We start from the raw sequence: 25957 nt of genomic DNA on the forward strand, positions 1-25957 counted from the left end.
TCACGCGAGGAAGCGGTCCTTCAGCGCCAGCATCGCTAGCGCCGCGTTCGCCGCACCGCCGCCCTTGTCGCCTTCGCTAGGCTTTGCACGCGTGAGCGCCTGCGCTTCGTTCTCGGTCGTCAGTATGCCGTTGCCGATCGGCAGGCCGTCCATCGTCAGCTGCATGATGCCGCGTGCGCTCTCGCCCGCGACGATCTCGAAATGATAGGTCTCGCCGCGGATCACGACGCCGAGCGCGACATACGCATCGAACGTCTCGCTCTCCGCGGCCAACGCGATCGCGCCGGGGACTTCGAGCGCGCCCGGCACGGTGATCGTCTCGTGCGTGTGCCCGGCGGCTTCGATCGCCGCCTTCGCGCCTTCTACGAGAAAGTCGTTGAGGTGGTCGTAGAAGCGCGCTTCGACGATGAGGAGATGGGCCATTAGTTGCTCTTTTCGATATCCAGGGAAGCGATGCGACGCTCGCCGACGATCGACAGGCCGTAGCCGTCGAGGCCGACCAGCGTATGATGCGTGTTGGTGATCAGCACCATGTCGTGGACGCCGAGCTCGGTCAGGATCATCGCACCGACGCCGTAGTCGCGCAGCTCCTCCATGTCCGGGGTGATCTCCGCACCCGCCTTCTTCATCACGGCGGACGTGAAGGTGTTGCTGCGCGGGCGGTTGATGACGACGATCACACCTGCGCCCTCGTCGGCGATCATCTGCATCGAGCGTGCGAGGATACGGCCACGATCGCCCGATTCGCCGAAGATGTCCGCGAACGGCGACAGCGCGTGCATGCGGACGAGCGTCGGCGTGTTGGGATCGATCTTGCCCTTGACCAAGGCGACCTGCTCGGTGCCGGTGGCCTTGTTCCAGAACGTCAGCGCGGTCCAGTCGCCGCCCCATTCGGAGGTGAACCTGGCCTCGGCGCGCTTCTCGACGAGATGGTCGTAGCGGCGGCGATAGGCGATCAGGTCGCGGATCGTGCCGATCTTGACGTTGTGGAACTGCGCGAAGGTGACGAGGTCGTCCATCCGCGCCATCGTGCCATCCTCATTCATGATCTCGCAGATCACGCCCGAGGGGTTGAGCCCGGCAAGCCGCGCGACGTCGACCGCTGCCTCGGTGTGACCCGCGCGGATCAGCACGCCGCCGTCGCGCGCGACCAGCGGGAAGACGTGGCCGGGCGTGACGATGTCCGCCTTACCCTTGGTCGCATCGACCGCCACCGCGATGGTGCGCGCGCGATCCGCGGCGGAGATGCCGGTGGTGACGCCTTCGAGCGCCTCGATCGAGACCGTGAACGCGGTCTCGTGCCGAGTACCGTTGTTGCGGCTCATCAGTTCGAGCCCGAGTTCCTCGGTGCGGTCGCGGGTCAGCGCGAGGCAGATCAGGCCACGGCCGTATTTGGCCATGAAGTTGATCTTCTCGGGCGTGGCCATCTGCGCGGGGATGACGAGGTCGCCCTCGTTCTCGCGGTCCTCGTCGTCGACCAGGATGAACATCCGGCCGTTACGCGCCTCGTCGATGATCTCTTCCGGCGACGACAGATAGCCGTGCTTCAGGCGCCCCAGTTCGGCGGTACGTTCAGCTGGCTTTGACACGGTAATGTTCCATGCGTTGGAGATAGCGGGCGAGGACGTCGATCTCGATGTTGACCGACTGTTCCACGTGGATCGTACCGAGCGTGGTGACGCTCCAGGTATGCGGGATGATGTTGAGGCCGAACTCGACCTCGCCATCGATGTCCTGAACGGTGTTCACGGTGAGCGAGACGCCGTCGACCGTCACCGAGCCCTTGGGCGCGATGAACGGGGCTATGTCGGCGCCGGCGCGGATGGTGACGCGGTGCGAGCCGCCTTCCTCCGTCACCGCTACGACGGTGCCGAGGCCGTCGACATGGCCCGTGACGATATGGCCGCCGAGTTCGTCGCCGAGCTTCATCGCGCGTTCGAGGTTGAACTTACGGCCCTCGGTCCACTGATCCTTGGCGGTGCGGCTGATCGTCTCGCCGGAGACGTCGACAGCGAACCAGTTAGGGCCTTTATCCACGACGGTCAGGCAGACGCCCGAGCAGGAGATCGACGCGCCGAGGTCGACGGTCGCGGTATCATAGGCGGTGCTGACGACTACGCGCGTGTCGCCGGGCGACTCCACTCGCGTAACGGTGCCGATGTCGGTGACGATTCCGGTGAACATTATGCCTCGTTTCGTTCGCGCTCGTAGACCTCGAGCCGGTCCATGCCAAGTTGCCGCGCATCGACGTGTGTCCAGCGTTGATGCGCTTCGGCCAGGTCGGTTAAGCCGATGTCGCGGAGTGCGTGCTTGCCGCCGCCGATCAGGATCGGCGCGCGGTAGAGGAGCAGCCGGTCGACCAGATCGGCCGCCAGGAACGCCGACGCTACGGCAGCGCCGCCTTCGATCAGGATGTGGTCGATATCGGGGAGGGTGGCGATGGCGGCAGGGGAGGGGATTGCGCTCCAGCCGGGCAACTCGTCGATGGTCGAGGATAAAAGTACACGCCGTGGCGCGCGACCGTCCAATCCCGGCAACCGCACGTCGAGTCGTGGCGCATCGGCCTCGAACGTGCCGCGCCCGACGAGGATCGCTTCGTGCCGACTCCGCTCCAGATGCGCGTGCGCCCGTGCCTGCGGACCGGTAATCCAGCGACTCGACCCGTCCGCCATCGCGATACAGCCGTCGAGCGAGGTCGCGAGCTTCAGGGTGACATGGGGGCGATCGAGCGCCTGCCGCGTGAGGAACCCGGCCATCGAGCGGCGGGCCTCTTCCGCGCGAGTTCCGCGTGTCACGGTAATTCCCGCCGCCTGAAGCCGGGCAAAGCCTTGGCCAGCCGTCCGCGCGTCGGGATCCTCGATCGCTGCAACGACGCGCGCGACCCCCGACCCGATCAGCAGGTCGCCGCACGCCGGGCCGCGCGGCGATTGGTGCGCACACGGCTCGAGCGTGACGTAGGCCGTAGCCCCCCGAGCTTTCATGCCAGCCTCGGCCAGCGCCATCGCTTCGGCATGCGGACGGCCCCCCGCCTGCGTCCAGCCACGCCCGACGACGCGGCCATCGGCGACGATCACGCAGCCGACATTGGGATTAGGTGCGGTCCGCCCGCGGCCCCGCTCGGCCAGCGCCAGTGCGGCGCCCATCCACCGGGCATCCGTCGCCGGGGTCAGATTCCCCTCGGTCAGATTCCCATCGCCTTCAGCTTGTCGTCCAGCCGCTTGAACGAAGCGCGCTGCGCGTCCTCGCGGGCCTTCTGCTCGGCGAGCGCCTTGGCCTTGATCGGCGCGTCGATCTTCTGCTGGGCGATGATCTGCGCATCGGTGCGATCCACGGGCCATTGCTCGACATAGATGATCTTCGGGCGGTATTCCTGCTCGACGTACGAATCCTTCATGAACGCGTAGATCAGGAAGCTGGTGACGCCGAGCGCCGCTACGAGAAAGATCAACTCGTACGGCCGGCGCTGGCTCAGGAAGAGCCGCAGGTCGCGATAGGCGACGATCGGTGAGAAGCGACTGAAAAGGCCCATGCGGCGCAAGATAGGGGTGCGGAGCCGGCGAGGCCAGCCCCGCACCCTTAAGGTTCAGTTCTGCAAGACAAAGGTGAGCGACATCGATCGCCATGCCTCGACCGGCACGCCGTCGCGTGTCGCGGGCTTGAACCGCCACGTCGCCAGCGCCCGGTCCAGCGTCGCGCGGTAGAAGGCTTCGGTGGTCGCGCTGACCCGCTCGACCTGCTTCACCCGGCCATCGGTGCCGACGAGCACGCGCACCACGACCTTGCCCTCGCGTTCGGCGCGACGCTCCTCGGACGGGTAGCCCGGCTGGAAGTCGGCGGCATAGCGCGGGTCGATGCCGGGCTGGACGAATACGGGGGCAGGCTTGGGCGGATCGACTGCGACGGTTGCGGTGCCAGTGCCTTCGATCCCGATCGGCGGGGTGTAGGGGAGCGGGTCGGGAACGACCGTGAACACGGTGTCCGAGGGCGTCGGCACCTGCGGAACGGGTGCGTCGGGACGCGGGGCGGGGCGCGGTTGCTGACGGATCAGCGGATCGGCGGGCGGGGTCGGCTCAGGCGGCGGGGGCGGCATGTACGGCACGTAGGTGACGAGCGGCGTGTCGGGCACGAACGGCAGCACGTTCGGTGCTGCAAAGAACAAGGCTCCGATCACCGCGCAGTTGATGGCCAGCGCGACGCCCAGGCTCCCGGGATTGAATCCGCCCGTCCGGTTTGGTCGATCCGCGTACATTTTCCGTCTCCCCTGCTTCTCCTCGAGGCTGGCGGCGAGATAGGTACCGCCGGTTGGGATGGTACATCATTACATGAGAGGGGCAAGGGGTTTGGGAGGGACGGGGCGTACGCTGATCGATTGGCGTCTGATCGGCGCCAGTGACGTTTGCGACACGGCGGACACGGCGGACACGGCGGACACGGCGGACACGGCGGACACGGCGGACATGGCGGGCTGGTCTGACGTGCCGGTTCGGCCAGTTGGGTGGCACTCCTCGTCGACACATCCACCACCCCGGCGGAGGCCGGGGCCCAGTTGGGGGACGTTGCTAACTGAGGCCGGCGCTTCGTTACTGCGACCTTTCCAACTGGGCCCCGGCCTTCGCCGGGGTGGTGCTGGGGTGCGGTTGGCGCTTCTCTCGGCTGCCGACAAAATAGTCCGTTGCGATTGGACCGACCGCCGGCCCTTCCTTCCTTGTTCTCCCGCGAAGGCGGGAGCCCAGGCTGGACTCCCGCCTTCGCGGGAGAACAAGCTTGGGACTGAACGACGTCGGGAACCGCGACATCAGCGCGCCGCGAGTCGCTCCAATGCCCGCTCCCGCCCTATCAGCGGCAGTAGCGCCGCCATGTCCGGGCCATGATCGCGCCCGGTCAACGCACGCCGCAGCGGCAGGAACAGCGCCTTCCCCTTGCGCCCCGTCTCCGCCTTCAACCGAGCCGTCAGCGCATGCCAGGGATCGCTAGACCAGTCGATCTCCCCCGCCACCGCCAGCGCCTGATCGAGATACGCCGCGTCGATATCGCCCTCGACCGCGATCGGTCCCTCGATCACGCCCCACCAATCCGCCGCATCGGCCAGCGTCACGAGGTTCGGCCGGACCGCCTCCCACCCCGCCACATCCATGCCCTCCGGCAACCGCTCGGCCACCGCCTCGAACGGCAGCGTATGCAAAATTCGCGCATTCAACGCCGCCAGTTCGACCTCGTCGAACCGCGCCGGCGCGCGCCCGAACCGCGCAAAGTCGAACCCCGCGATCAGCGGCGCGGCGTCGGCGATCGGCTCGACCGGGTCGCTCGTCCCGATCCGCGCGAGCAGCGCGCGCACCGCCTGCGGCTCGATCCCGACCTCACGGAAATGATCGACGCCGAGCGATCCCAGCCGCTTCGACAGCTTGCCCTCCGCACCGGTCAGCAAAGCCTCATGCGCAAATCGAGGCGGCGTCACGCCCAGCGCCGCGAACATCTGCAACTGGAGCGCGGTGTTCGAAACGTGATCCTCGCCGCGCACCACATGAGTCACGCCCATCTCGGCATCGTCGATCGCCGACGGCAGCATATACAGCCACGACCCGTCCGCGCGCCGGATCACCGGGTCGCTCATCGTCTTCGCCTCGAAATGCGCCGCGCCGCGGATCAAATCGTCCCAAGCGATCGCCGAGTCGTGATCGAGCTTGAACCGCCAATGCGGCTGCACCCCGTCCGCTTCGAGCTTCGCCCGCGCATCGTCGTCCAACGCCAGCGCCGCACGGTCATAGATCGGTGGCAACCCGCGCCCGGCCTGGATCTTGCGCTTCAGATCGAGCTCCTGCGTCGTCTCGTATGCCGGATACACGTGCCCGCTGGCGACCAACGCCGCGAACCGCGCCTCGTACAACGCGAACCGCGCCGACTGCCGCTCTTCCGCATCGGGCGTCATCCCGAGCCAGTCGAGATCGGCGCGGATCGCATCCACGAAACGCTCTTCGCTCCGCTCGGGATCGGTATCGTCGATCCTGAGCACGAACTTGCCGCCATTGGCCCGCGCGAACATCCAGTTGTGGAGCGCGGTGCGGATGTTGCCGACATGCAGCCGGCCGGTGGGCGAGGGGGCGAAACGGGTGATCACGGTCATCCCGCCGCTGTACGTAGCCGCGCGCGCGCGGGCAAACCCTTCCACCAACCGAAAGCTGCGCCTAAGGGGTGCGGAATATCGAGCGGGAAAGAGCTTCATGAAACTGATGACCGGCAATTCGAACCTGCCCCTCGCGCAGGAGATCGCCGCCTATCTTGAGACTCCGCTGACCGACGTCAGCGTGCGGCGGTTCGCCGACGAGGAGGTCTTCGTCGAGATCAACGAGAACGTCCGCGGCGAGGACGTGTTCGTGATCCAGTCGACCGGCTACCCCGCCAACGACAACCTCATGGAACTGCTGATCATGATCGACGCGCTCAAGCGCGCGTCGGCGCGGCGCATCACCGCCGTGATCCCGTACATGGGGTACGCGCGGCAGGACCGGAAGCCGGGCCCGCGTACGCCGATCTCGGCCAAGCTGGTCGCCAACCTGATCACCGTCGCGGGCGCGAACCGCGTGCTGTCGGTCGATCTCCACGCCGGCCAGATCCAGGGCTTCTTCGATATCCCGACGGACAATCTCTACGCGGCGCCGGTGATGTCCGCCGATATCCTCGCGCGGTTCAAGGGCAAGAATTTGATGGTCGTGTCGCCCGACGTCGGCGGCGTGGTCCGTGCGCGCGTGCTCGCGAAGCGACTCGACAACGCGCCGCTCGCGATCGTCGACAAGCGCCGCGAGCGCGCTGGCGAGTCGGAGGTGATGAACATCATCGGCGAGGTCGAGGGACGCTTCTGCATCCTGGTCGACGACATCGTCGATTCGGCGGGTACGCTCTGCAATGCGGCGGCGGCGCTGAAGGAGGCCGGTGCCGAGGACGTGGTCGCCTATGTCACGCACGGCGTTCTGTCGGGTGGCGCGGTCGCGCGCGTCGAAGGCTCGGAACTGCGCGAACTGGTGATCACCGATTCGATCGGCAACCACGACGTCATCAAGGGCGCCCACGGCAAGATCCGCCACCTCCAGATCGCGCCGTTGCTCGGCGAGGCGATCAAGCGGATCGCGGACGAGACCAGCGTGTCCAGCCTGTTCGATTGACGGTCGCAGGCGCGGCAACGTCCGCGCCGATGCTCGCAGAAGCGAGCAGCGACCGACACGGCCGGCGGTTGAATAACACCGAACCGTCCAACGCCGCCTCTGCCGACGTCTAGCTGTGTCTAGCTGTTTTCCTGCGAACGCAGGAATCCAGGGTAATCAAAGGCGGGGCTGAGTACCCTGGCCTCCTGCGTTCGCAGGAGAACCAAGCTTGTGTCCTATCGCTGCGACAGAGCCACGATGTGGTCGAACACCGCCGGATGCAGCGGCTTGGCGAACGCGCAGCCGTATTTGAACTTGTCGCGCCATGCGACCACAGCCTCCAGTGCGGCCAACCCGGGCAAGGTCAGCCACACCACCGTCCCCGGCCACAACGTAAAGCTCGTCTCCGCGCGAAATCCCGAGAGCGACAGATCGGTGACTTCGATCTCGAAACGCGTCTGGCCACGATCGCGCAGGTGCGCGCGCATCTTGACCGCCTTGCGGAACGCTTGGCGAAGCTCTTCGCCGGTCGGCTCGGCTGGAGGAAGGGAGACGGGCTGTGTCATGACCGGAACACTGCTCCCCAAAGAGTTACTATTCTCCAAACGCCCATGATTCGGTGGTCTGGGATTTCAGCGCGCGCGGCTTGACGGGTGCTCGAACACCAGCGCGCGACCGTTGCTTCAGTTCCGCCTTCAGATCCTCGGGCTTGGGCGCGACGAGGAAGCCGAAGCTGACATTGCCTTCCTTGGTCTCGACGACGTGGTGCAGGCGGTGCGCCTGAACGATCCGCTTCATGTATTTCGACTTGGGCAGGTACCGCGTCGGAATGCGCTTGTGCACGATCACGTCGTGAAACCCGAAATAGATCGCGCCATAGGCTGCGATTCCGGCACCGATCCAGGCGAACCCCGGCCACCAGCCGAGCTGCATGCCGCCCAGCAACAGCACGAACGACGGCACCGCGAAGATCGCCGCATACAGGTCGTTCAATTCCCAATTGCCGTGCCGTGCGCGGTGGTGGCTCTCATGCAGGAACCAGCCGAAGCCGTGCATAACCCAGCGATGCGCAGCATAGGCGAACGCCTCCATGCCGATAACCGTCAGGAAAAACAGGAGGATGCCGGCCGCGATTGACATGCTTTTTCTCTAGACCAACCGCCGGGCGTTCGCATCCGTAAACTTAAACAGCCCCTGTCCTGGTATTGCATCCGATTCGGCCGCTTCGGTCCGTTTCCTCCTCGCTTGGTAGCGGGAAAACGCCGTTCTCCTGAGGATTCTAAAAATACGGTGCGCAAAATGGTTCTACCTCCATGGAATAGAGCCTCCGCACAAGGACTATAGGGGTAGCAAGGCACGAGTCGAAACGATCGATAGCGGTGTATCCTGAGGGGAATACTGATGATCACGCGTAGCATAGATAATAGATTCGTCGTTCTGACGGAAAGCGATCTTCATGCCGTGTTTGATCGATCGTCTCTGGCAGTGTCAGTGGGGCGTGGTGACGCTCATCTTCCAGAACTCAGCCCACGCCACGATCCGCCACCTGCAAATGCCGAGGGGCCCGTGCTTGATCGTCGCCCCGCGCTTCTGCCGCTGATCTTCGGATCGGACAATGCCGATGTCGGGCGACCTCGCCTTGGCCGCTTCACGATCAACATCAGCAATGCCTGCAACCTCGTCTGTTCCTATTGCTACGCGGATCACGGACTGTATCACGCCGCCCGGTCGCTGATGTCGGTCGATCGCGCGCGCCAGATCGTCGACCGGGTCAGCGCGATGTACGGACGGATCGAGACCGTCCACCTCTTCGGCGGCGAACCGCTGATGAACGTGAAGGCGATCGACGCGATCGGCGAGGCGTTCGAGGGCGCGGTGGCGACGGGGCGACTCGCCAAGATGCCGCAGTTCGTCGCCACCACCAACGGCACGCTGTGCGGCGCGCGCGTGGTCGCCGCGCTGGTTCGCTGGAAGGTTGCGCTGACGGTCAGCTGGGACGGCCCCGATGCGATCCACGATGTCGTCCGCCCGACCGCGAGCGGCAAGCGGAGTTCGCAACTGCTGCGCCGGTCGCTCGACGTGTTTCGCGCGGCCGGGATCCCGTTCGAGTTCGAATGCACGTTCAGCCGCGCGCATATCGACGCAGGCATGACGGTGGTCGACCTGATGGGGTTCTTCGCCGACGTGACGGACGATCGCGTCATCCACATCGCGCCCGCCTTCCTGCCCGACAACGACCGCGACGAGACCGCGTTGGGATCGGGCATCTTCGATCATCAGGCCGACTGGCAGCAATGGTCGGTCGGCATGGGCGATCTGGTGCCGCAATATCGCGCCGCCGCGCGCGCGACGATCGACAACGTCGTGGCCGGCAAAGGCCCGTTGCTGGAGTTCGCGGTGCGGATCATCGAGCAGATCGACGAGCGCCGCGCCTCGACCACCTACTGCCCGGCGTTCTTCAACCAGTTGTCGATCGCGGCCGACGGATCGGTGTTCCCCTGCTTCATGTTCATCGGCGACGATCGTTTCCGGCTCGGCAACATCTTCACCGACAGCTTTCCGACCGAGGACAGCCGCCGCGTCTTCGCTCGCTATTTCGACGAATTCGGTGAGGGCGGCATCGGCAGCGACACTTGGTACGCGCCGCTGGCCAGCGGGTGCATCGCGGGCGACGCGATCGTCACCGGCTCGTTCGGGCGTCGCGCGCTCGGACCGATCTTCGAAGCGATGGCGGAGGAATGCCTGATGGGGTTCGCCCGCCACGCGTCACCCCATCCCGACACGGTGCCGGGATCAACCAAGGAGACCGTCGATGCCTGAGTCAAACCGAGTCGCGCAGGCTGTGCTGCGTGAAGTGCCGATCGGCAAATTGTCGTCATTCATCAGGACCATCAAACCGGGCGGCGAAGTCGCGATGGGCGATGGCTGCGGTGGAGGCTGCGGCGGAGGAGCGGGTTGTATCGATCAGTTCGGCCATACCGGCATCGACCAGACCGTGTTTGCGAAGGCGCTGCACAACAAGACCGCACTGACGGCCGCGCTGCAGACCGAAGTGAAGACGGCGCTCAATCACCTGTAGGTCAGGCGTCGGCTACGCCCGTCAACGACGGGTGTGCGAACGAGGCGACCGCCCTGCCTTTGTGGCTGGGCGGCCGTCCTGGTTTTGATCCGTTCCGGCAACCATCGCAGCCGATTGAAACGCTCTATTGCAAACGAGACGCAAGTGCATATGCCTTAAGGGTGGATTTGCTGGCCGCCCTGTGCTTTACGCCCAACCAATTCCCGAGTTTCCTAAAAATTGCGTGGAGCCTTCCCGATGAACATCCATGAATACCAGGCCAAGGAACTGCTGGCCAAGTTCGGCGTCCCCGTGCCTGCCGGTTTCGCGGCACTGACCGTCGAGGAGGCCGTCGAAGCCTCGAAGAAGCTTCCCGGACCGCTCTATGTCGTGAAGGCGCAGATCCACGCCGGCGGCCGCGGCAAGGGCAAGTTCGTCGAGCTCGGCCCCGATGCGAAGGGCGGCGTCCGCCTCGCCAAGACCGAGGACGAGGTTCGCGCGGCCGCGACCGACATGCTCGGCAACACGCTCGTCACCATCCAGACGGGTGACGCGGGCAAGCAGGTCAACCGCCTGTACGTCACCGACGGCGTCGACATCGACAAGGAATTCTACCTCGCGCTGACGCTCAACCGCACCACCGGCCGGGTGATGATGGTCGTCTCGACCGAAGGCGGCATGGACATCGAGGCCGTCGCGCACGACACGCCCGAGAAGATCCAGTCGATCGACATCGACCAGGCGACCGGTTTCATGCCGCATCACGGCCGCGCCGTCGCTGCCGCACTGAAGCTGACCGGCGATCTCGCCAAGCAGGCCGCGAACACCGCGTCGAAGCTGTATGACGCGTTCATGGGCACCGATGCCGAGCAGATCGAGATCAACCCGCTCGCCGTCACCAAGGATACCGGTTCGGGGGCAAAGCTGATGGTGCTCGACGCGAAGGTCGCATTCGACGGCAACGCGCTGTTCCGTCACAAGGACCTGCTCGAACTGCGCGACGAGACCGAGGAAGATCCTGCCGAGCTCGAGGCGTCGAAGTACGACCTCGCCTACATCAAGCTCGACGGCGATATCGGCTGCATGGTCAACGGCGCCGGTCTGGCGATGGCGACGATGGACATCATCAAGCTGAACGGCATGTTCCCGGCCAACTTCCTCGACGTCGGCGGCGGCGCCAACAAGGAGAAGGTGACGGCCGCGTTCAAGATCATCCTCGCGGATCCGAACGTTAAGGGCATCCTCGTCAACATCTTCGGCGGCATCATGAAGTGCGACATCATCGCCGACGGCATCGTCGCCGCGGCGAAGGAAGTGAACCTCTCGGTGCCGCTCGTCGTCCGCCTCGAGGGCACGAATGTCGAGAAGGGCAAGGAGATCCTGGCCAATTCCGGTCTCGCGATCGTTCCTGCGAACGACCTTGGCGATGCGGCCAAGAAGATCGTCGCAGAGGTGCAGAAGGTCGCGGCGTAATCGCCCGGTCTTTCGCATACTGATTTCGCGAAACGGGGCTCGGGCGGAAACGCCCGGGCCCTTTTTCGTTAGGTCGATCGCCAGCTTCACGATCCTCCCCCGCAAGGGGGAGGTGTCGCCGGAGGTGACGGAGGGGGAGGACACGGAACCTCTGTTTCGCTTACCTCCCTCTTCGTCTGGCAAGGGCCAGCCACCTCCCCCTGGCGGGGGAGGATTCGTTGGAGATACGACTGGTCCGCCAGGCATACCGTCGTGACGCTACGGCATGGCGATGTTTCCATACCGGACTTGCGAAAACGGCTTGAAACAGCCATCTGTCGCGCCAACGCCGGTTGGCGAAACGAATGATTTCACCTTGGAAGGAACCCCGATGAAGGTGCTGGTGCCGGTCAAGCGCGTGCTTGACTACAATGTGAAGCCCCGCGTGAAGGCGGACGGAACGGGCGTCGATCTGGCGAACGTAAAGATGAGCATGAACCCGTTCGACGAGATCGCGGTCGAGGAAGCAATCCGCCTGAAAGACAAGGGCGTGACCGAGATCGTCGTCGTCTCGATTGGCGAGCAGAAGTCGCAGGAAACGCTGCGGACCGCGCTCGCGATGGGTGCCGACCGTGCGATCCTCGTCGTCAGCGAGACCAAGGTCGAGCCGCTCGGCGTCGCCAAGATTCTCGCCAAGATCGTCGAGGAGGAAAAGCCCGACATGGTGATCCTCGGCAAGCAGGCGATCGACGACGACAACAACCAGACCGGGCAGATGCTCGCCGGGCTCCTGAACTGGGGCCAGGGCACGTTCGCGTCGAAGGTCGAGATCGCCGATGGGTCGGTCAACGTGACTCGCGAAGTCGATGGCGGCGCGGAGACGGACACGCTCAAGCTGCCTGCGATCATCACCACCGATCTTCGCCTCAACGAACCGCGCTATGCTTCGCTGCCGAACATCATGAAGGCGAAGTCGAAGCCGATGGCGCAGAAGACGCCGGCCGATTTCGGTGTCGACGTGACGCCGCGTCTGACCACGCTGAAGGTAGTCGAGCCCGCCAAGCGCTCGGCCGGGATCAAGGTCGCCGATGTCGACGCGCTGGTCGGCAAGCTCAAGGAAATGGGAGTCGCCAAGTGAAGACGCTCGTCTGGGTCGAACATGACGGTCAGGCCGTCAAGGATGCCACGCTGTCGGCGGTTACGGCCGCATCGCAGCTCGGGGAAGTCCATCTGCTGGTCGTCGGCCAGGGCGTCGAGGGCGTCGCTGCCGCGGCGGCAAAGATCGCTGGCGTCGGCAAGGTCCACGTCGCGGACGACGCTGCGTTCGCGCATGCGCTCGCCGAGAACGTCGCGCCGCTGATCGTCGAGCTGATGGCGAGCCACGATGCGTTCGTCGCGCCGTCGACCACGCACGGCAAGAACATCGCGCCGCGCGTGGCCGCGTTGCTCGACGTCATGCAGATCAGCGACATCCTGTCGGTCGAGAGCGAAGACACGTTCACGCGGCCGATCTATGCGGGCAACGCGATCGCGACCGTCCAGTCGACCGACGCGAAGAAGGTCATCACGGTGCGCGGCACGGCGTTCGCCAAGGCCGCGACCGAGGGTGGTTCGGGCGAGATCGAAGCGGTCGCGTCGACCGGCGACAAGGGTCTGTCGACCTTCGCGGGCGCGGAGATCGCCAAGAACGAGCGCCCCGAGCTGACCAGCGCGAAGATCATCGTGTCGGGCGGCCGTGCGCTCGCCTCGAGCGACCAGTTCCATGCGCTGATCGATCCGCTGGCGGACAAGCTGGGTGCCGGCGTGGGTGCCTCGCGCGCTGCGGTCGACGCAGGCTATGCGCCGAACGATTATCAGGTCGGCCAGACCGGCAAGATCGTCGCCCCGGAAGTGTATGTCGCGGTCGGCATCTCGGGCGCGATCCAGCATCTCGCGGGGATGAAGGACTCGAAGGTCATCATCGCGATCAACAAGGACGAGGACGCACCGATCTTCCAGGTCGCGGACATCGGCCTGGTCGGCGATCTGTTCAAGATCGTACCGGAACTGACGGCGAAGCTGTAGGCCTGAGCGAGGCGTGCAGCAGCACGCCGCTGCGAACCAGCGAAGCGCAGGTTCGCACGCGAAAGGCCGGCCGGCGGCGCTCCAGCGCCGACCGACGACGCGGGATTTACTCCCGCGTCGCGCGCCAGAAACGAGCGGTGTGACTCACGTCGCACGGCCGGTTCTCGTGTCTGCCGAACGTACAGGTCTGCCGACGCCCAACCGACTTGTTTACAAACCGACGTCTATCTCACCCAAAGTGCCACCTCCCCGGCGCAGGCCGGGGCCCAATTGAGGGACGAAGGTAACGGCGGACGGTCCTTCGTCCCATCGACCTTTCCAATTGGACCCCGGCCTGCGCCGGGGAGGTGAATCTGTCGAAGCGGATAAGTAGCGAATACGTCCGGAGTACCGAGATCGTTCTCGCGCCCTCATGCGCAGTTGCTGCCCACCACACGCCTCCCCAATTACCCTGCATGTACGGCGTCTACCTGAATCCGCGCGACCGCCTGATATCAGCGGCCGGCGCCGCGCTACTCTGCGCCGTCATCGGCTACGCGCTGATCCTCGGTCTCGGTGTCAGCATCCCCACAGCGATCTCGGCCTCGCTGAAAACCTTCGCTGTCGGTCCCACCTCACCGCCACCGCCGCCCGAAAAGATCGTTCCCCGCCCCGCGAAGAGCCACCGCCCCGAGGGCGCAGCGTCCCCGGCCAATCTCCGCTCCAAGGCGACCGAACTCGTCGCCCCCAAACCGATCGTGCCGCCGATCGTCCCGCCACCACCCGTCGTCGCCGCGCTCAAACCCGGCCCCGGCAGCGACGCCACCTCCGGCGCCGCGCCCGTCCCTGGACCGGGCACGGGCGCAGGCGGCGATGGCACCGGCACGGGCAGCGGTCGCTTCGGGAATGGCGACGGCGACGGTGGCGACGAAAGCCCGCCCCGCCTCCTCAGGGGCCGCTTCAAGAACAGGGATTTCCCCAATGCGGAGGCGGTGATCGGCGCGGGCGGGATCGTCGGCGTGCGCTACACGGTCGAGACCGACGGCAGCGTCACGCACTGCATGATTACGCGCTCGAGCGGCAACGCGGTGCTCGACGCGACCACCTGCCGCCTGATCGAACTGCGCTTCCGCTATCGCCCCTGGCTCGACACCGCCGGCCGACCGGTCCGCTCGACCGTCGTCCACAACCAGGAATGGGTGAACCAGCTCGACCCGCCGTCACGCGGGTCCTGACCGCAGCGCGACACCGCAGAGAGTGATCGCACCGAAAACGTGTGTCATGCCCCCGCAGGCGGGGATCCATACCCTAAAGGCATGCGATTTTAAGGCGAGGCCAGCCAGTATGGGTTCCCGCCTTCGCGGGAATGACAGTTGCATCGGGGGCATAAGCTCCGATGCTTACAGCCCCAGCCGCCCGCCACTGAGCACCCGAGCGACCGTCGGCGAGACCGCCATCAGCCCCCGCCCCAGAACGACCGTAGCCCCGAGCACCAGCAACGGCTGCACCAGCAGATACGCCGGATACAGTCCCGCCCCCAGCGGGCCGGTCGCCAGCCCGATCACCGGCCCGAACAGCCACAACAGCACCAGATGATCGCAGAACGCGAGGAACCCATAGCGCTCGATGCCCCGCAACCGCTCAGCGACGCCACTTCCCGCCAGCACCCAAGCGACGCGCCAGAACAGCACCGCCGAGGCCAGTCGAAACACGATGTCGAACGCCGCCATCACATGCGGATGCGCGTCGAAGAACGCGTTCCCCAGCAGCGCAGTCCACAGCCGCGGCGCGATCAGCATTACGAACGGCAGCGCACAAAGGACGACGGGCCACCCCGCCACCCGCTCCGCCAAGCCAAACCGTCGCGCGACAATTCCAGCGGTAAAAAACAGCAGGATCTGCGGCCGCAACAGCAGCGGGACATGCACCCCGGACACGCTCCACACGACCACGATCACGGCGCCCAGCGCCAGCCAGATACTCGACGCGCGGACCAGGAGCGGGGCGAGTGCCATGCACACGAAAAGATCGCGTAAGAACGGCATCTGCACGTTGATGTCGTTGGCATGCACCAAAGGCACGAGTTCGTTCAGCGTCCAGCCGATGCTCGACGGCGTCGGGGCCTTCAGGTCGCCAAACGTCGCCGCCGCCCCGACCAGGACGATCGCGATCGCATTCCACAGGACCATCGGCAGCAGGATCGTCCGCGCCTTGCCGAGCAGGAACGGGCCATAACCCTGGCGCGTCGCGGTCGAGACCACCAGCCAGCCGGAGATCATCCCGAGCAGCGGCACCGCGCTACGCCCGAACATCTCGCCCAGCACGGTACGAAGAACCGCCTGCCAGCTGAACGCGACCGCCGCGAGTTCTTCCGCGGTCCGCCCGGTCCAGGCATGGACATAGACGATCCCCAGGATCCCGATCAGCCGCGCGATCGCGATCGCGGTGGAGAGGCGGCTGTCCGCCTTGCGCGCCGGTCCGGCCGTTCCCGTATCCAATTCCGCCCTCCGTCTGCGTTCGGCGAGCGCCTTAGCCGGCTTGTCGCGCGCAAACACCTCCTTCAGGATGGAGCGGACGCCACGGGGGACCAAGACATGATCGCCGCATTCCTGCTGCTGGCCGCGCAGGCGAGCCCGGACGCCGCGCTTTCTCGCCGGATCGAGCGCGTGCTGGAGCGCAGCCCGGTGATCGACGGGCATAACGACCTCGCCTGGGAAATCCGCGAGTTGCACGACGCGAAGGTCGAGGCGGTCGATCTCTCGGTCGATACCGCACGGTTGCCGAACCCGCTCCAGACCGACATTCCCCGGCTACGGAAGGGCCATGTCGGCGGCCAGTTCTGGTCGGTCTACATTCCCGCCGATGCGCCGCGTGCGGTCGAGATGACGCTGGAGGAGATCGATATCGTCCGCCGCTTCGTCGCGGCGAACCCGGCGACGTTCGAACTCGCGACCACCGCCGCGGATATCCGACGGATCGAGAAGGCGGGGCGGATCGCCTCGCTGATCGGTGTCGAGGGCGGACACCAGATCGACGGGCGGCTCTCCGTGCTGCGCCAATATCGCGCGCTCGGCGTCGCCTATATGACGCTGACGCACGGCAAGAGCCTGAACTGGGCGGACAGCTCGACCGACGCACCACGCGCCAACGGACTGACCGAGTTCGGCCGGCAGGTGGTCGCCGAGATGAACCGGATCGGGATGATCGTCGACGTCTCCCACGTCTCGGACGCGACGATGGTTGCCGCGCTTGCCGCCACCAAAGCGCCGGTGATCGCCTCGCACTCCAGCGCGCGTGCGATCGCCGACGCGCCGCGCAACATCCCCGACGACCTGCTGCGGGCGATCGGCGCGAACGGGGGCGTGGTGATGGTCAACTTCTACCCGTCGTTCCTGTCGGCCGAGTGGCGGGCGTGGGACGTCGCGCGCTCGGCCTATGCGAAGTCGGTCGGCGTGCCGGCGGGGGTATACGGCGTGAAATCGCCCGCGCCTCTGGTGACGTGGGACGCAGCGCATCCCGAGCCGCAGGTTACCGCCGCGACGGTCGCGGATCATGTCGAGCATATCGCCAAGGTTGCGGGGCACGATCACGTCGGGATCGGCGGCGATTTCGACGGGATCCAGGGGACCGGGCCGATCGGGCTGAAGGGTGTCGACGGCTATCCGCTGCTGTTCGCGGAGATGGCGCGGCGGGGGTGGAGCGATGGCGATCTGGCGAAGCTGTCCGGCGGCAATGTGTTGCGCGTCATGGAGCGGGTCGAAGTGGTCGCGAACGGCATGGCGGGTATGCCGCCGGTCGATGCAACGGATGTGGCGTCGCGGTAGGGGAGTGAGGGAAGCCAGACTTTCTCTCCCCTCCCTGAAAGGGAGGGGGCGGGGGTGGGTCGGGTTCCGCGAATCCAGGGCCTGGTGACTCAAACCGGCCAACCCACCCCCAGCCCCTCCCTTTCAGGGAGGGGGGAAGTTAGTCGTCACGGATCCGGCATCCGCTGCGGCACCGGCGGCTCCATCGCCAGCGGCGGCACCGTGCGCAGCACCAGCCCGATCACCAGCGCCGTCACCCCCAGCAGCAAACAGAACGCCGTCACCCCCGGCCATCCGGCATGCGTCCACGCGAACCCGCCGGCCGATCCCAGCACGCTCGACCCCATATAATAGAAGAACAGATAGAACGCCGCCGCCTGCCCGCGCGAGCCCTGCGCGCGCCGCCCGACCCAGGCGCTCGCGATCGAATGCGCGCCGAAAAAGCCGATCGTCACCACCGCGATCCCCGCGATCACCAGCACCAGCGGCGTCATCGCGGTCAGCGCGACGCCGGCGATCAGCAGCACGACGGGCACCCAGAAGACTTTCCGCCGCCCGAGCCGCCCGGCAAGCGTCCCGAACTTCGCCGAACTCACCGAGCCGAGCACGTAGAGCAGGAACACGCCGCCGACTGCCGCCTGGCTGAGAGCGTAAGGCGGGCTCATCAACCGGAAGCCCGCATAGTTATAGATCGTGACGAACACGCCCATCAGCAGGAACGCCTCGAGATACAGCAGCGGCATCGCGCGATCGGTGAACAACGATCCGGCGCTCCGCAACAGCGCGCCCGGCCGTCCGACGCTCGGCGTGAAATTGCGTGACGGTGGCGCGAGCCGGCGGAACGCCTCCGCCATCGCGAGGCCGGCGATACCGACCGCAGCGAGCGCCCAGCGCCAGCCTTCGAGATCGGCGACGACGCTTACGACCAGCCGCCCGGCCATGCCGCCGAGCGCAGAGCCCGCGATATACAGCCCCATCGCCGCGCCGACCGCGCCCGCATCGACCTCCTCCGCGACATAGGCCATCGCCACCGCCGGCACGCCCGCGAGCGCGAGGCCGGTCAGGAACCGCAGCACGAGCAACCCGCTCCATCCCGGCACGACCGCCGCCGTCAGCGTCAGCGCGCCCGCCGCGAACATCGCCGCGATCATCAGCGGACGCCGTCCGACGCGATCCGAGACGAACCCCGCGAACAGGATGCCGATCGCGAGTGGCCCGGTCGCGAGCGACACCGCCAGCGACGCAGCCTCCGCGGTCAGCCGATATTGCGCGGCGAACAGCGGCAGCAACGGCTGCACCGAATAGAGCAGCGAAAAGGTCGAGAACCCCGCGAACAGCATCGCCAGCGTCAGCCGGCGATAGGCTGGCGTGCCCAGAGCGATCGGCGCTTCAGAAGCCACTCAGGAAACTCGCGACGTTGTGCCCCAGCGCGTCGACCGCATAGCCGCCCTCCATGACGATCGCGGTTGGCCAGCCGCGTGCCGCGATGTCGGCGGCCAGCACCGCATAGTCGGGCGTGGTCAGCTTGAAGTGCGAGATCGGATCGCCCTCCCACGTGTCCGCGCCGAAGCTGACGACCAGCAGGCCGGGATCGAACGCGGCGATCGCGTCGAGCGCCGTGGTCTGCGCCGCGCGAAATGCATCGATCCGCGTGTCGTGGGGGAGGGGGAGGTTCAGCGTGTTGCCGTTCCCTTCGCCTTCGCCAGACTCGTCGGCATGGCCCCAGTAGAACGGGTAGTCGGTCTTCGGATCCGCGTGGACCGACGCGTAGAACACGTCGCCTCTCGCGTAGAAGATGTCCTGCGTGCCGTTGCCGTGATGGTAGTCGATGTCGAGGATCGCGACGCGCGCGACACCGGCATCGCGCGCGGCCTGCGCGGCGATCGCGGCGGTGTTGAGGTGGCAATATCCGCCGCAATAATCCGCGCCCGCGTGATGACCTGGCGGGCGGCACAGCGCGAACGCCGCGCGGTCGCCGTCGAGTACGGCGCGCGTCGCGGCGAGCGCGGACTGTGCGCTGCCATAGGAGGCGGCCCAGGCCTGCGGCGTGATCGGCGTAGTCGCATCGAAGCTGTGCGCGCCGATCAGCGCATCGATCCGGATCAGGTCGAGCGGCCGGCGCCCGCGAATCGGGAAGGTGTACGGGATCGCGTCGCCCTCCCGCCCGGCTTCGCGCCACAGTCGCGCCGCATCCTTCAGGAACGTGACGTATGGCGCGGGGTGGACGGCCAGGATCGGCGCCTCGCCGCGATCCGCCGGCGCCTCGACAGGGCCGATCGCGCGCAGGATCGCGTCGATCCGCGCGGGCGTCTCCGCATAGGCGGTGAACGCGCCGTTGTGCAGTTCGCGCGCTGGCGCATGGCTCCGCTGGGCCTCGTCGAAAAACAGCCGCATTGTCGCTCCTTGCTGCGCGGTCACGAGGGAAGAACCGACCGATCGCTTTGCGGGTCCTACCGGGTCGCGCGCGTTCGGCCAATTCGAAGGCTCAGAACAGCGCGAGTTGCCGATCGTCGTTGCCGTCCAGCAGCCAGCGCCCGATCACGTCGTGGCGCGTCCGGCCGACATGGCTGTGGACCAGCACGAACGCGTCCGCGGTCCAGCCGATCGGCGCGATGGCCTGCGTGAACGGCGCGCCCTCGCGGTAGCCGAGCGTCATGTGCGGACTGAACCGATAGTTTTCGCGGGCGCGCAACCCGGCTGCCTCACGTGCCACTGCGATCCGCTGATGCAACGCGGCGAGCGAGGCATTCTTGTGGCGCGGACGCAGCGCGATGGATCGCTCGCTGCCGACGACGGTATCGAACTGGAGCGCGAAGGGTGCCGCCTCGACCGCATCGCCGATCGACTTCAGGTCGCGTTCCAACGCTGTCGATACACGGTCTTGGTCGTCGAGGATGTCGATCGTGATGTGGAGGTGCTCGGGGCGCAGCTTGTCTCCGTCCGTCTCGAACCACGACGCTGCGGCGGTAATCTGGCGGGCGAGCGGGAGTGGCGGGCGGAGTGCGAAGAACAGGCGGTGACGGGCGAGGGGGCGGTGGAACATGCCGGTTTCCGAATCGGGGGAAGCGGATTTGTTGCTAATATGTTCTGTACTATGTGTCGAGTTCGGGGTGTCGAGTTCGGGCGTGAAGTTGCATACTCAAAGTACCACCCCGGCGGAGGCCGGGGCCCAGTTGGAACGGTTGCGGTAACGACACGCTGCGCCCCGTTAAGCGCGTATCCCAATTGGGCCCCGGCCTCCGCCGGGGTGGATGTTTCTTCGAGAGTACGGCCTACCGCGCCAACGCTTCCGCAATCAGTTTCCGCGAGTTCTCCACCCCATACAGCGCGATGAAGCTCCCCATCCGCGGCCCCTGCTCGGACCCCAGCAACGTCTCGTACAACGCCTTGAACCAGTCGCGAAGGTTCTCGAACCCGCCGGTCTTGCCGATCTCGTAGACGATGTTCTGGATATCCTCTGCGCTTGCCTCCGCCGGCAAGGCTGCGAGTTCCGCATCCAGCCGTTCCAGCGCCGCGACCTCGACACCCTCGGGCGCACGCCGCTTCAGCGTCGGCGCGACGAAATCGCGGCTATAGGCCAGTGCGTAGCCGATCAGCCGGTCGAGCTCGGGGTATTTCTCCGCCGACGCATCGGGCACGTAGTTCGCCAGATACCCCCAGACCTGCTCCTTGCTCGCATCGCCCATCACGCCGACGAGGTTGAGGAGCAGCCCAAAGGTCACCGGCAGCTCGCCGGTCGGCAGCTTGCCGTCATGGATGTGATGGACCGGGTTGCCGAGCTTCTGCTTCAGGTCCTGGCCCGCATAATTGCCGCGGAACTGCCAATAGTCGTCCACCGCGCGCGGGATCACGCCCATGTGCAGCGACTTCGCCTTCTTGGGCTCGCGATACGCGTAGAAGGCGAGGCTCTCCTCCGGGCCATAGGTCAGCCATTGTTCGAGGCTCAGCCCATTACCCTTGGACTTCGAGATCTTCTCGCCATTCTCGTCGAGGAACATCTCGTAGTTGAAGCCCTCGGGCGGGCGCCCGCCGAGCACGCGCGCGATCTTCGACGACTGCGTCACCGAATCGATCAGGTCCTTGCCCGCCATCTCGTAGTCGACGCCCAGCGCGACCCAGCGCATCGCCCAGTCGACCTTCCACTGGAGCTTGGCCTTGCCGCCGAGCACGCTCTGTTCGATCCGCTGGCCTTCGTCTTCGAATGCAATGAGGCCGGCCTCGGCATCGACGACCTCGATCGGCACCTGCAACACGATACCGCTGGTCGGCGAGATCGGCAGTACCGGCGAATAGGTCGCACGACGTTCGGCTCGGAGCGTCGGCAGCATGACGTCCTGGATGCCCTGGAAGTGACGGAGCACACCCTTGAGCGCCTCGTCGAAGCGCCCGGACGTGTAATAGTCGGTGGACGAGGCAAACTCGTAGTCGAAGCCGTAGCGATCGAGAAACTCGCGCAGGATCGCGTTGTTGTGCGCGGCAAAGCTCGAATGCGTCCCGAACGGATCGGGGATCTGCGTCAGCGGCTTGCCGAGATGCTCGCGCAGCATGTCGCCGTTGGGGACGTTGTCCGGGACCTTGCGCAGGCCGTCCATGTCGTCCGAAAACGCGATCAGCCGCGTCGGCGTGTCGGAGAGCGCGTGGAAGGCGTTGCGCACCATCGTCGTGCGAAGAACCTCGTTGAACGTGCCGATATGGGGCAGGCCCGACGGCCCATAGCCCGTCTCGAACAGTACCGGATCGCCCGACTTGCCGTTCGGATAGCGCTTCAGGAGTTTGCGCGCCTCCTCGTACGGCCAGGCTTTGGACTCGAGGGCGGCGGTGCGGAGGTCTTCGGTCATGCTGGCGGCGATAGCGTGTGGTGGAGGAAGCGCACAAGCCTCCCGTTTTCTGCGCACGCGCTCACCCGCCATCCGTCAATCGCCTTTCGCCCACCCACCCGTCATCCCAGCGAAAGCTGGGATCTTCATGGGGCGGGTGCCGCGGTCTCCACGGGGATATCCCAGCTTCCGCTGGGATGACGGGATAGGTCGCGGGAGAACAAGCAGCAACAGGTTGCCCTTTCGTTCCTCTTCGCACAAGGTCGCGCGGTGCTCCGCTATCCCGCCCTCCACGCCAGCCACGCCGGCATCTGGATCGCGAACGCGGATGGCGCGCGGCCGATCGGGCGGGGCGAGGCGATCCGGATCGCTGCCGATACGCCGGTCATCATGCTCAACGCGCCGCTGGTCGGGCAGCGGCTGGGATATCCCGATTTGTCGGGGCTCGATTTGCTCGAACTCTACGCTTTCCTCCGCCCCGCGCAGTTCGCGGTGCCGACGCCGAAAGGGATCGCGCGAGTTACCGGCCTGGACGTGCCGAGCGAGGATGCCGAGGTCGCGCCGTTCCTCCTGCGCGCGGCGGAGGCGATGCTGGCGCTCACCGACACCGACTGGCCCGAGCGTGAGGGCGCATGGACCGCGGCGCAATCGCTGTTCCGCTTGCGCTGGCCCTGGGCGCCGGTCGTTGCCGAGCGTCTGAAGAAACCCGCGGTCAACGAACGCTGGCTGTTCTCGTCGCTGCCCGAATGGGAGGAGCACGCCCCGCGTCCGGCGCCACGTACGGTCACAATCGAGCCGGGCGATGCGGAGGCGCGCCTGGTCGACCTCACCGGACACGGCGCGGAGGAACGTCCCGGCCAGCGCGCTTATGCTGGTGCGGCCACCGCCGCGTTCGCGCCGAGGGCAATGCGCGACACGCCGAATCTCGTCCTTGCGGAGGCAGGCACCGGGATCGGCAAGACGTTGGGCTACCTTGCCCCCGCTTCGCTCTGGGCGGAGAAAGCCGGCGGCGCGGTGTGGATCTCGACCTACACCAAGACGCTCCAGCGCCAACTCGGCCAGGAAACCGCGCGCCTCTATCCCGACGCTGCGATCCGGAAAGCCAAGGTCGTCACGCGGAAGGGGCGCGAGAATTACCTCTGCCTGCTCAACCTGGAGGACGCGCTGCAGGGCGGGTTCGCGGGGCGGGCGGCGATCCTTGCGCACCTCGTCGCACGCTGGGCCGCGTACAGCGCGGATGGCGACATGGTCGGCGGCGACCTGCCGGGCTGGCTGCCGACGCTGTTCCGCCGCAACGGCTCGACCGCGCTGACCGACCGGCGCGGCGAATGCGTCTACGCCGGCTGCCCGCACTACCGGAAATGCTTCATCGAGCGCGCCGCCCGCGCCTCGTCCGACGCCGACATCGTGATCGCCAACCACGCGCTGGTGATGGTCAACGCCGCACGAGGGCGCGAACTGTCGACCCGGCCGACGCGCTACGTGTTCGACGAGGGGCATCACATCTTCGACGCGGCCGATTCGATGTTCGCGACCGCGCTGACCGGTGCGGAGACGATCGAACTGCGCCGTTGGATCCTCGGCCCCGAGTCGAGCGGTCGCGGGCGCCGGCGGGGGCTCGCCGCACGCTTGTCCGATCTCGCCAGCTACGACGAACAGGGGGCGAGGGCGATCAGCGACGCGGTTACCGCGGCGGGGGCGCTAGCGTCCGACGGCTGGCTGCAACGGCTCGGTGAAGGCGCACCGTTCGGGCCGATCGAGACGCTGCTCGCCGCCGTCCGTGGGCTCACCTACGCGCGGGCTGAGCAGCCGGGCGATGCGGGGTACGGCCTGGAGACCGAACTCGCCGAACCCGACGCGACGCTGATCGAGGCCGCCGCGCCTGCCGCCGCAGCTCTCGATGCACTCGTTCGCCCGCTGGTCACGCTTGGCCGCCGTCTCGAAGCCGTGCTCGCCGAAGCCCCCGACTGGATGGACGCGCCTGCCCGAGCCCGAGTCGAGGGCGCGATCGCCTCGATCGGCTGGCGCGCGGAGACGGTGGCGTCGTGGCTCTCCTTGCTCGCGCGCGTCGGCGGACCGGTCGATGGCGATTTCGTCGACTGGCTCGCCGTCGACCGCATCGAGGGCCGCGAGTTCGATATCGGGCTGCACCGCCATTGGCTTGATCCGACCCGCCCGTTCGCCGAAATCGTCCTGAAGCCCGCCCACGGCGCACTCGTCACGTCGGCGACGCTCACCGGCGGCGGCGACTGGGAGGTCGCCGAAGCCCGCACCGGTGCGCCGCATCTCCTGCGCCCCGCCGCACGGTTCGAGGCGAAGAGCCCGTTCGACTATACGCGCCAAGCGGAAGTCCTGATTGTCACCGACGTGAAGCGCGGCGATATCGGCGCGCTCGCCAATGCGTATGCGCAGTTGATCGTCGCCAGCCGCGGCGGCACGCTCGGCCTGTTCACCGCGATCCGGCGGCTGCGCGGTGTGCATGGCCGCATCGCCGATCGACTCGCGCGCGAAGGCCTGCCGCTTCACGCCCAGCACGTCGATCCGATCGACACCGGCACCTTGGTCGACATCTTTCGCGACGATCCCGGCGCGTCGCTGCTCGGCACCGATGCGCTCCGCGACGGCGTCGACGTCCCCGGCGAATCGCTGCGGCTGGTGGTGATGGAAGGCGTGCCGTGGGCGAAACCCTCCGTTCTGCACGCCGCGCGCAGGCTCGCCGGTGGTGGCTCGGCGTATGACGACCGTCTCGTCCGCGCGCGTCTCGCACAGGCGTTCGGCCGGCTGATCCGCCGCGCGGACGACTCCGGCGTGTTCGTTATGCTGTCCGCGGCGATGCCGTCGCGACTGCTCAGCGCCTTCCCGCCGGGGGTGCCGATCGCCCGCGTCACGCTCGAAGAAGCGGTGGCCCGAGTGGCAAGCCGGCTTTCCTCGCGAGCGCCGGTAGGGCATGAAAGCCGCGAACCGGCTTGAGGATTGCCATGAAGACGTTGACGCTGTTGCGCCACGCCAAGTCCGGCTGGGACGACCCGGTCGCGCGCGATTTCGATCGGCCGCTCAACGCCAAGGGCAAGCGCGCCGCTGCGATGGTCGGCCGGCACATGCGGTCGCTCGGGCTGGCGTTCGATCATGCGATCGCGTCGCCGGCGGTGCGGGTTACGGAGACGTTGGAGCAGATCGAATCGGGCTATGGCCGGACGATCGCACCTGCCTGGGACCGGCGCGTGTATCTGGCTTCGGCAGCGACGTTGCTGGACGTGGTGCACGGCTTTCCGGCGGATACGCAGAGCGCGCTGCTGGTGGGGCACAATCCGGGGTTGGAGGATCTCGTCCTGATGCTGGTTGCGGATGGGGCTGACCCGCTGCGCGGTGCGGTGGAGGATAAGTATCCGACCGCGAGTATTGCAGAGCTTCAGTTCGATGCGGGGAGTTGGGAAGACATCGGTTCGGCTACCGCGCGGTTGACCCGGTTCATCCGCCCTCGCGACCTCGATCCGACGTTGGGCCCCGACGCGGACTGATTCTTGTTTCCCCGCGAAGGCGGGGATCCAGTATGGGCACCCGCCTTCGCGGGTGAACAAGAGGCGGGGTATGTCCTCGAACGCGCATCACCCCGGCGGAGATGGAGCCCGATCCGACACCGTCGCGGGG

24 protein-coding genes are annotated in these 25957 nt (G+C 66.6%); 10 read left to right on the top strand and 14 right to left on the bottom strand.

What is annotated here, in order from left to right:
* The 7 genes from ribH to gltX all read right to left on the bottom strand — a co-directional run bounded on the left by ribH (position 1) and on the right by gltX (position 6121).
* The gene (gene ribH / locus H8S47_RS03455) at positions 1–423 is read right to left on the bottom strand and encodes a 6,7-dimethyl-8-ribityllumazine synthase (RefSeq protein ID WP_187502521.1); all 423 of its coding nucleotides are present in this window, start codon (positions 421–423) and stop codon (positions 1–3) included.
* A complete protein-coding gene (ribB, locus tag H8S47_RS03460) occupies positions 423–1589 on the bottom strand; it encodes a 3,4-dihydroxy-2-butanone-4-phosphate synthase (RefSeq protein WP_187502522.1) in 1167 nt (388 codons plus the stop codon). The genes ribH and ribB overlap by 1 nt, the downstream gene beginning before the upstream one ends.
* Positions 1573–2184: a riboflavin synthase gene (locus H8S47_RS03465; RefSeq protein ID WP_187502523.1), complete on the bottom strand. Its 612-nt coding sequence runs from the start codon at positions 2182–2184 to the stop codon at positions 1573–1575. The genes ribB and H8S47_RS03465 overlap by 17 nt, the downstream gene beginning before the upstream one ends.
* Positions 2184–3170 carry a bifunctional diaminohydroxyphosphoribosylaminopyrimidine deaminase/5-amino-6-(5-phosphoribosylamino)uracil reductase RibD gene (gene ribD, locus H8S47_RS03470; protein WP_328805414.1) on the bottom strand — a complete coding sequence of 329 codons (987 nt, stop codon included), beginning with the start codon at positions 3168–3170 and terminating at the stop codon, positions 2184–2186. The genes H8S47_RS03465 and ribD overlap by 1 nt, the downstream gene beginning before the upstream one ends.
* An 11-nt stretch (positions 3171–3181) precedes the next feature.
* On the bottom strand, positions 3182–3529 hold the full coding sequence (locus tag H8S47_RS03475) for a hypothetical protein (RefSeq protein WP_187502525.1): 348 nt from the start codon (positions 3527–3529) through the stop codon (positions 3182–3184).
* 54 nt (positions 3530–3583) lie between these two features.
* Positions 3584–4249, bottom strand: a complete 666-nt coding sequence (locus tag H8S47_RS03480) for an energy transducer TonB (RefSeq protein ID WP_187502526.1) — start codon at positions 4247–4249, stop codon at positions 3584–3586.
* A gap of 546 nt (positions 4250–4795) precedes the next feature.
* Positions 4796–6121, bottom strand: coding sequence for a glutamate--tRNA ligase (gltX, locus tag H8S47_RS03485; RefSeq protein ID WP_187502527.1), 1326 nt, complete (start codon positions 6119–6121; stop codon positions 4796–4798).
* 97 nt (positions 6122–6218) lie between these two features.
* Between gltX and H8S47_RS03490 the strand changes: the two genes are divergently transcribed.
* Positions 6219–7157: a ribose-phosphate pyrophosphokinase gene (locus tag H8S47_RS03490; RefSeq protein ID WP_056053689.1), complete on the top strand. Its 939-nt coding sequence runs from the start codon at positions 6219–6221 to the stop codon at positions 7155–7157.
* Positions 7158–7372: 215 nt separating this feature from the next.
* On the opposite strand, the gene H8S47_RS03495 is transcribed toward H8S47_RS03490, so the two are convergent.
* Positions 7373–7702, bottom strand: a complete 330-nt coding sequence (locus H8S47_RS03495) for a PilZ domain-containing protein (RefSeq protein ID WP_187502528.1) — start codon at positions 7700–7702, stop codon at positions 7373–7375.
* Positions 7703–7730: 28 nt separating this feature from the next.
* Positions 7731–8276: a sterol desaturase family protein gene (locus H8S47_RS03500; RefSeq protein ID WP_187502529.1), complete on the bottom strand. Its 546-nt coding sequence runs from the start codon at positions 8274–8276 to the stop codon at positions 7731–7733.
* A gap of 426 nt (positions 8277–8702) precedes the next feature.
* Between H8S47_RS03500 and H8S47_RS03505 the strand changes: the two genes are divergently transcribed.
* From H8S47_RS03505 to H8S47_RS19005, 6 genes are all read left to right on the top strand, one after another.
* Positions 8703–9956, top strand: coding sequence for a radical SAM protein (locus tag H8S47_RS03505; protein ID WP_187502530.1), 1254 nt, complete (start codon positions 8703–8705; stop codon positions 9954–9956).
* Entirely contained in the window at positions 9949–10215 is a 267-nt protein-coding gene (locus H8S47_RS03510; protein ID WP_187502531.1) for a hypothetical protein, read from the top strand. The genes H8S47_RS03505 and H8S47_RS03510 overlap by 8 nt, the downstream gene beginning before the upstream one ends.
* Before the next feature lie 237 nt (positions 10216–10452).
* Positions 10453–11667 (top strand): ADP-forming succinate--CoA ligase subunit beta, encoded by a 1215-nt coding sequence (gene sucC / locus H8S47_RS03515; protein WP_132735036.1) that lies wholly within the window; start codon positions 10453–10455, stop codon positions 11665–11667.
* A 370-nt stretch (positions 11668–12037) separates the two neighbouring features.
* Entirely contained in the window at positions 12038–12784 is a 747-nt protein-coding gene (locus H8S47_RS03520; RefSeq protein ID WP_056419080.1) for an electron transfer flavoprotein subunit beta/FixA family protein, read from the top strand.
* Complete coding sequence (locus H8S47_RS03525; RefSeq protein WP_187502532.1) at positions 12781–13710, top strand: electron transfer flavoprotein subunit alpha/FixB family protein; 930 nt, start codon at positions 12781–12783, stop codon at positions 13708–13710. The genes H8S47_RS03520 and H8S47_RS03525 overlap by 4 nt, the downstream gene beginning before the upstream one ends.
* Before the next feature lie 455 nt (positions 13711–14165).
* Complete coding sequence (locus H8S47_RS19005) at positions 14166–14924, top strand: energy transducer TonB (RefSeq protein ID WP_187502533.1); 759 nt, start codon at positions 14166–14168, stop codon at positions 14922–14924.
* A 165-nt stretch (positions 14925–15089) separates the two neighbouring features.
* Here H8S47_RS19005 and H8S47_RS03535 read toward each other — a convergent pair whose 3' ends face one another.
* Positions 15090–16187: an acyltransferase family protein gene (locus H8S47_RS03535; protein WP_187502534.1), complete on the bottom strand. Its 1098-nt coding sequence runs from the start codon at positions 16185–16187 to the stop codon at positions 15090–15092.
* A 96-nt stretch (positions 16188–16283) separates the two neighbouring features.
* On the opposite strand from H8S47_RS03535, the gene H8S47_RS03540 reads away from it, so the two are divergent.
* The gene (locus tag H8S47_RS03540) at positions 16284–17513 is read left to right on the top strand and encodes a dipeptidase (protein ID WP_187502535.1); all 1230 of its coding nucleotides are present in this window, start codon (positions 16284–16286) and stop codon (positions 17511–17513) included.
* A gap of 146 nt (positions 17514–17659) precedes the next feature.
* Here the strand turns inward: H8S47_RS03540 and H8S47_RS03545 are convergent, their stop codons facing one another.
* The 4 genes from H8S47_RS03545 to H8S47_RS03560 form a co-directional block, all read right to left on the bottom strand.
* Positions 17660–18892 carry an MFS transporter gene (locus H8S47_RS03545; RefSeq protein ID WP_328805413.1) on the bottom strand — a complete coding sequence of 411 codons (1233 nt, stop codon included), beginning with the start codon at positions 18890–18892 and terminating at the stop codon, positions 17660–17662.
* Positions 18882–19886: a histone deacetylase family protein gene (locus H8S47_RS03550; protein ID WP_187502536.1), complete on the bottom strand. Its 1005-nt coding sequence runs from the start codon at positions 19884–19886 to the stop codon at positions 18882–18884. The genes H8S47_RS03545 and H8S47_RS03550 overlap by 11 nt, the downstream gene beginning before the upstream one ends.
* A 91-nt stretch (positions 19887–19977) precedes the next feature.
* The gene (locus H8S47_RS03555) at positions 19978–20535 is read right to left on the bottom strand and encodes a 2'-5' RNA ligase family protein (protein WP_187502537.1); all 558 of its coding nucleotides are present in this window, start codon (positions 20533–20535) and stop codon (positions 19978–19980) included.
* Between the two features lie 229 nt (positions 20536–20764).
* Entirely contained in the window at positions 20765–22330 is a 1566-nt protein-coding gene (locus H8S47_RS03560) for a lysine--tRNA ligase (protein ID WP_187502538.1), read from the bottom strand.
* Between the two features lie 249 nt (positions 22331–22579).
* On the opposite strand from H8S47_RS03560, the gene H8S47_RS03565 reads away from it, so the two are divergent.
* Together H8S47_RS03565 and H8S47_RS03570 are read left to right on the top strand one after the other, a co-directional pair.
* A complete protein-coding gene (locus H8S47_RS03565; protein ID WP_187502539.1) occupies positions 22580–25279 on the top strand; it encodes an ATP-dependent DNA helicase in 2700 nt (899 codons plus the stop codon).
* An 8-nt stretch (positions 25280–25287) separates the two neighbouring features.
* Positions 25288–25827 (top strand): SixA phosphatase family protein, encoded by a 540-nt coding sequence (locus tag H8S47_RS03570; RefSeq protein WP_187502540.1) that lies wholly within the window; start codon positions 25288–25290, stop codon positions 25825–25827.
* Positions 25828–25957 lie beyond the last annotated feature (130 nt).

This window comes from Sphingomonas albertensis (assembly GCF_014358075.1).
Classification (GTDB): Bacteria; Pseudomonadota; Alphaproteobacteria; order Sphingomonadales; family Sphingomonadaceae; genus Sphingomonas; species Sphingomonas albertensis.

Excerpts from the sequence above, each read along its gene's own strand:
- ribH (WP_187502521.1), bottom strand. The coding sequence starts at position 423 with ATGGCCCATCTCCTCATCGTCGAAGCGCGCTTCTACGACCACCTCAAC.
- H8S47_RS03465 (WP_187502523.1), bottom strand. The coding sequence starts at position 2,184 with ATGTTCACCGGAATCGTCACCGACATCGGCACCGTTACGCGAGTGGAG.
- H8S47_RS03475 (WP_187502525.1), bottom strand. The coding sequence starts at position 3,529 with ATGGGCCTTTTCAGTCGCTTCTCACCGATCGTCGCCTATCGCGACCTG.
- H8S47_RS03480 (WP_187502526.1), bottom strand. The coding sequence starts at position 4,249 with ATGTACGCGGATCGACCAAACCGGACGGGCGGATTCAATCCCGGGAGC.
- gltX (WP_187502527.1), bottom strand. The coding sequence starts at position 6,121 with ATGACCGTGATCACCCGTTTCGCCCCCTCGCCCACCGGCCGGCTGCAT.
- H8S47_RS03490 (WP_056053689.1), top strand. The coding sequence starts at position 6,219 with ATGAAACTGATGACCGGCAATTCGAACCTGCCCCTCGCGCAGGAGATC.
- H8S47_RS03495 (WP_187502528.1), bottom strand. The coding sequence starts at position 7,702 with ATGACACAGCCCGTCTCCCTTCCTCCAGCCGAGCCGACCGGCGAAGAG.
- H8S47_RS03500 (WP_187502529.1), bottom strand. The coding sequence starts at position 8,276 with ATGTCAATCGCGGCCGGCATCCTCCTGTTTTTCCTGACGGTTATCGGC.
- H8S47_RS03510 (WP_187502531.1), top strand. The coding sequence starts at position 9,949 with ATGCCTGAGTCAAACCGAGTCGCGCAGGCTGTGCTGCGTGAAGTGCCG.
- sucC (WP_132735036.1), top strand. The coding sequence starts at position 10,453 with ATGAACATCCATGAATACCAGGCCAAGGAACTGCTGGCCAAGTTCGGC.
- H8S47_RS03520 (WP_056419080.1), top strand. The coding sequence starts at position 12,038 with ATGAAGGTGCTGGTGCCGGTCAAGCGCGTGCTTGACTACAATGTGAAG.
- H8S47_RS19005 (WP_187502533.1), top strand. The coding sequence starts at position 14,166 with ATGTACGGCGTCTACCTGAATCCGCGCGACCGCCTGATATCAGCGGCC.
- H8S47_RS03540 (WP_187502535.1), top strand. The coding sequence starts at position 16,284 with ATGATCGCCGCATTCCTGCTGCTGGCCGCGCAGGCGAGCCCGGACGCC.
- H8S47_RS03550 (WP_187502536.1), bottom strand. The coding sequence starts at position 19,886 with ATGCGGCTGTTTTTCGACGAGGCCCAGCGGAGCCATGCGCCAGCGCGC.
- H8S47_RS03555 (WP_187502537.1), bottom strand. The coding sequence starts at position 20,535 with ATGTTCCACCGCCCCCTCGCCCGTCACCGCCTGTTCTTCGCACTCCGC.
- H8S47_RS03560 (WP_187502538.1), bottom strand. The coding sequence starts at position 22,330 with ATGACCGAAGACCTCCGCACCGCCGCCCTCGAGTCCAAAGCCTGGCCG.
- H8S47_RS03570 (WP_187502540.1), top strand. The coding sequence starts at position 25,288 with ATGAAGACGTTGACGCTGTTGCGCCACGCCAAGTCCGGCTGGGACGAC.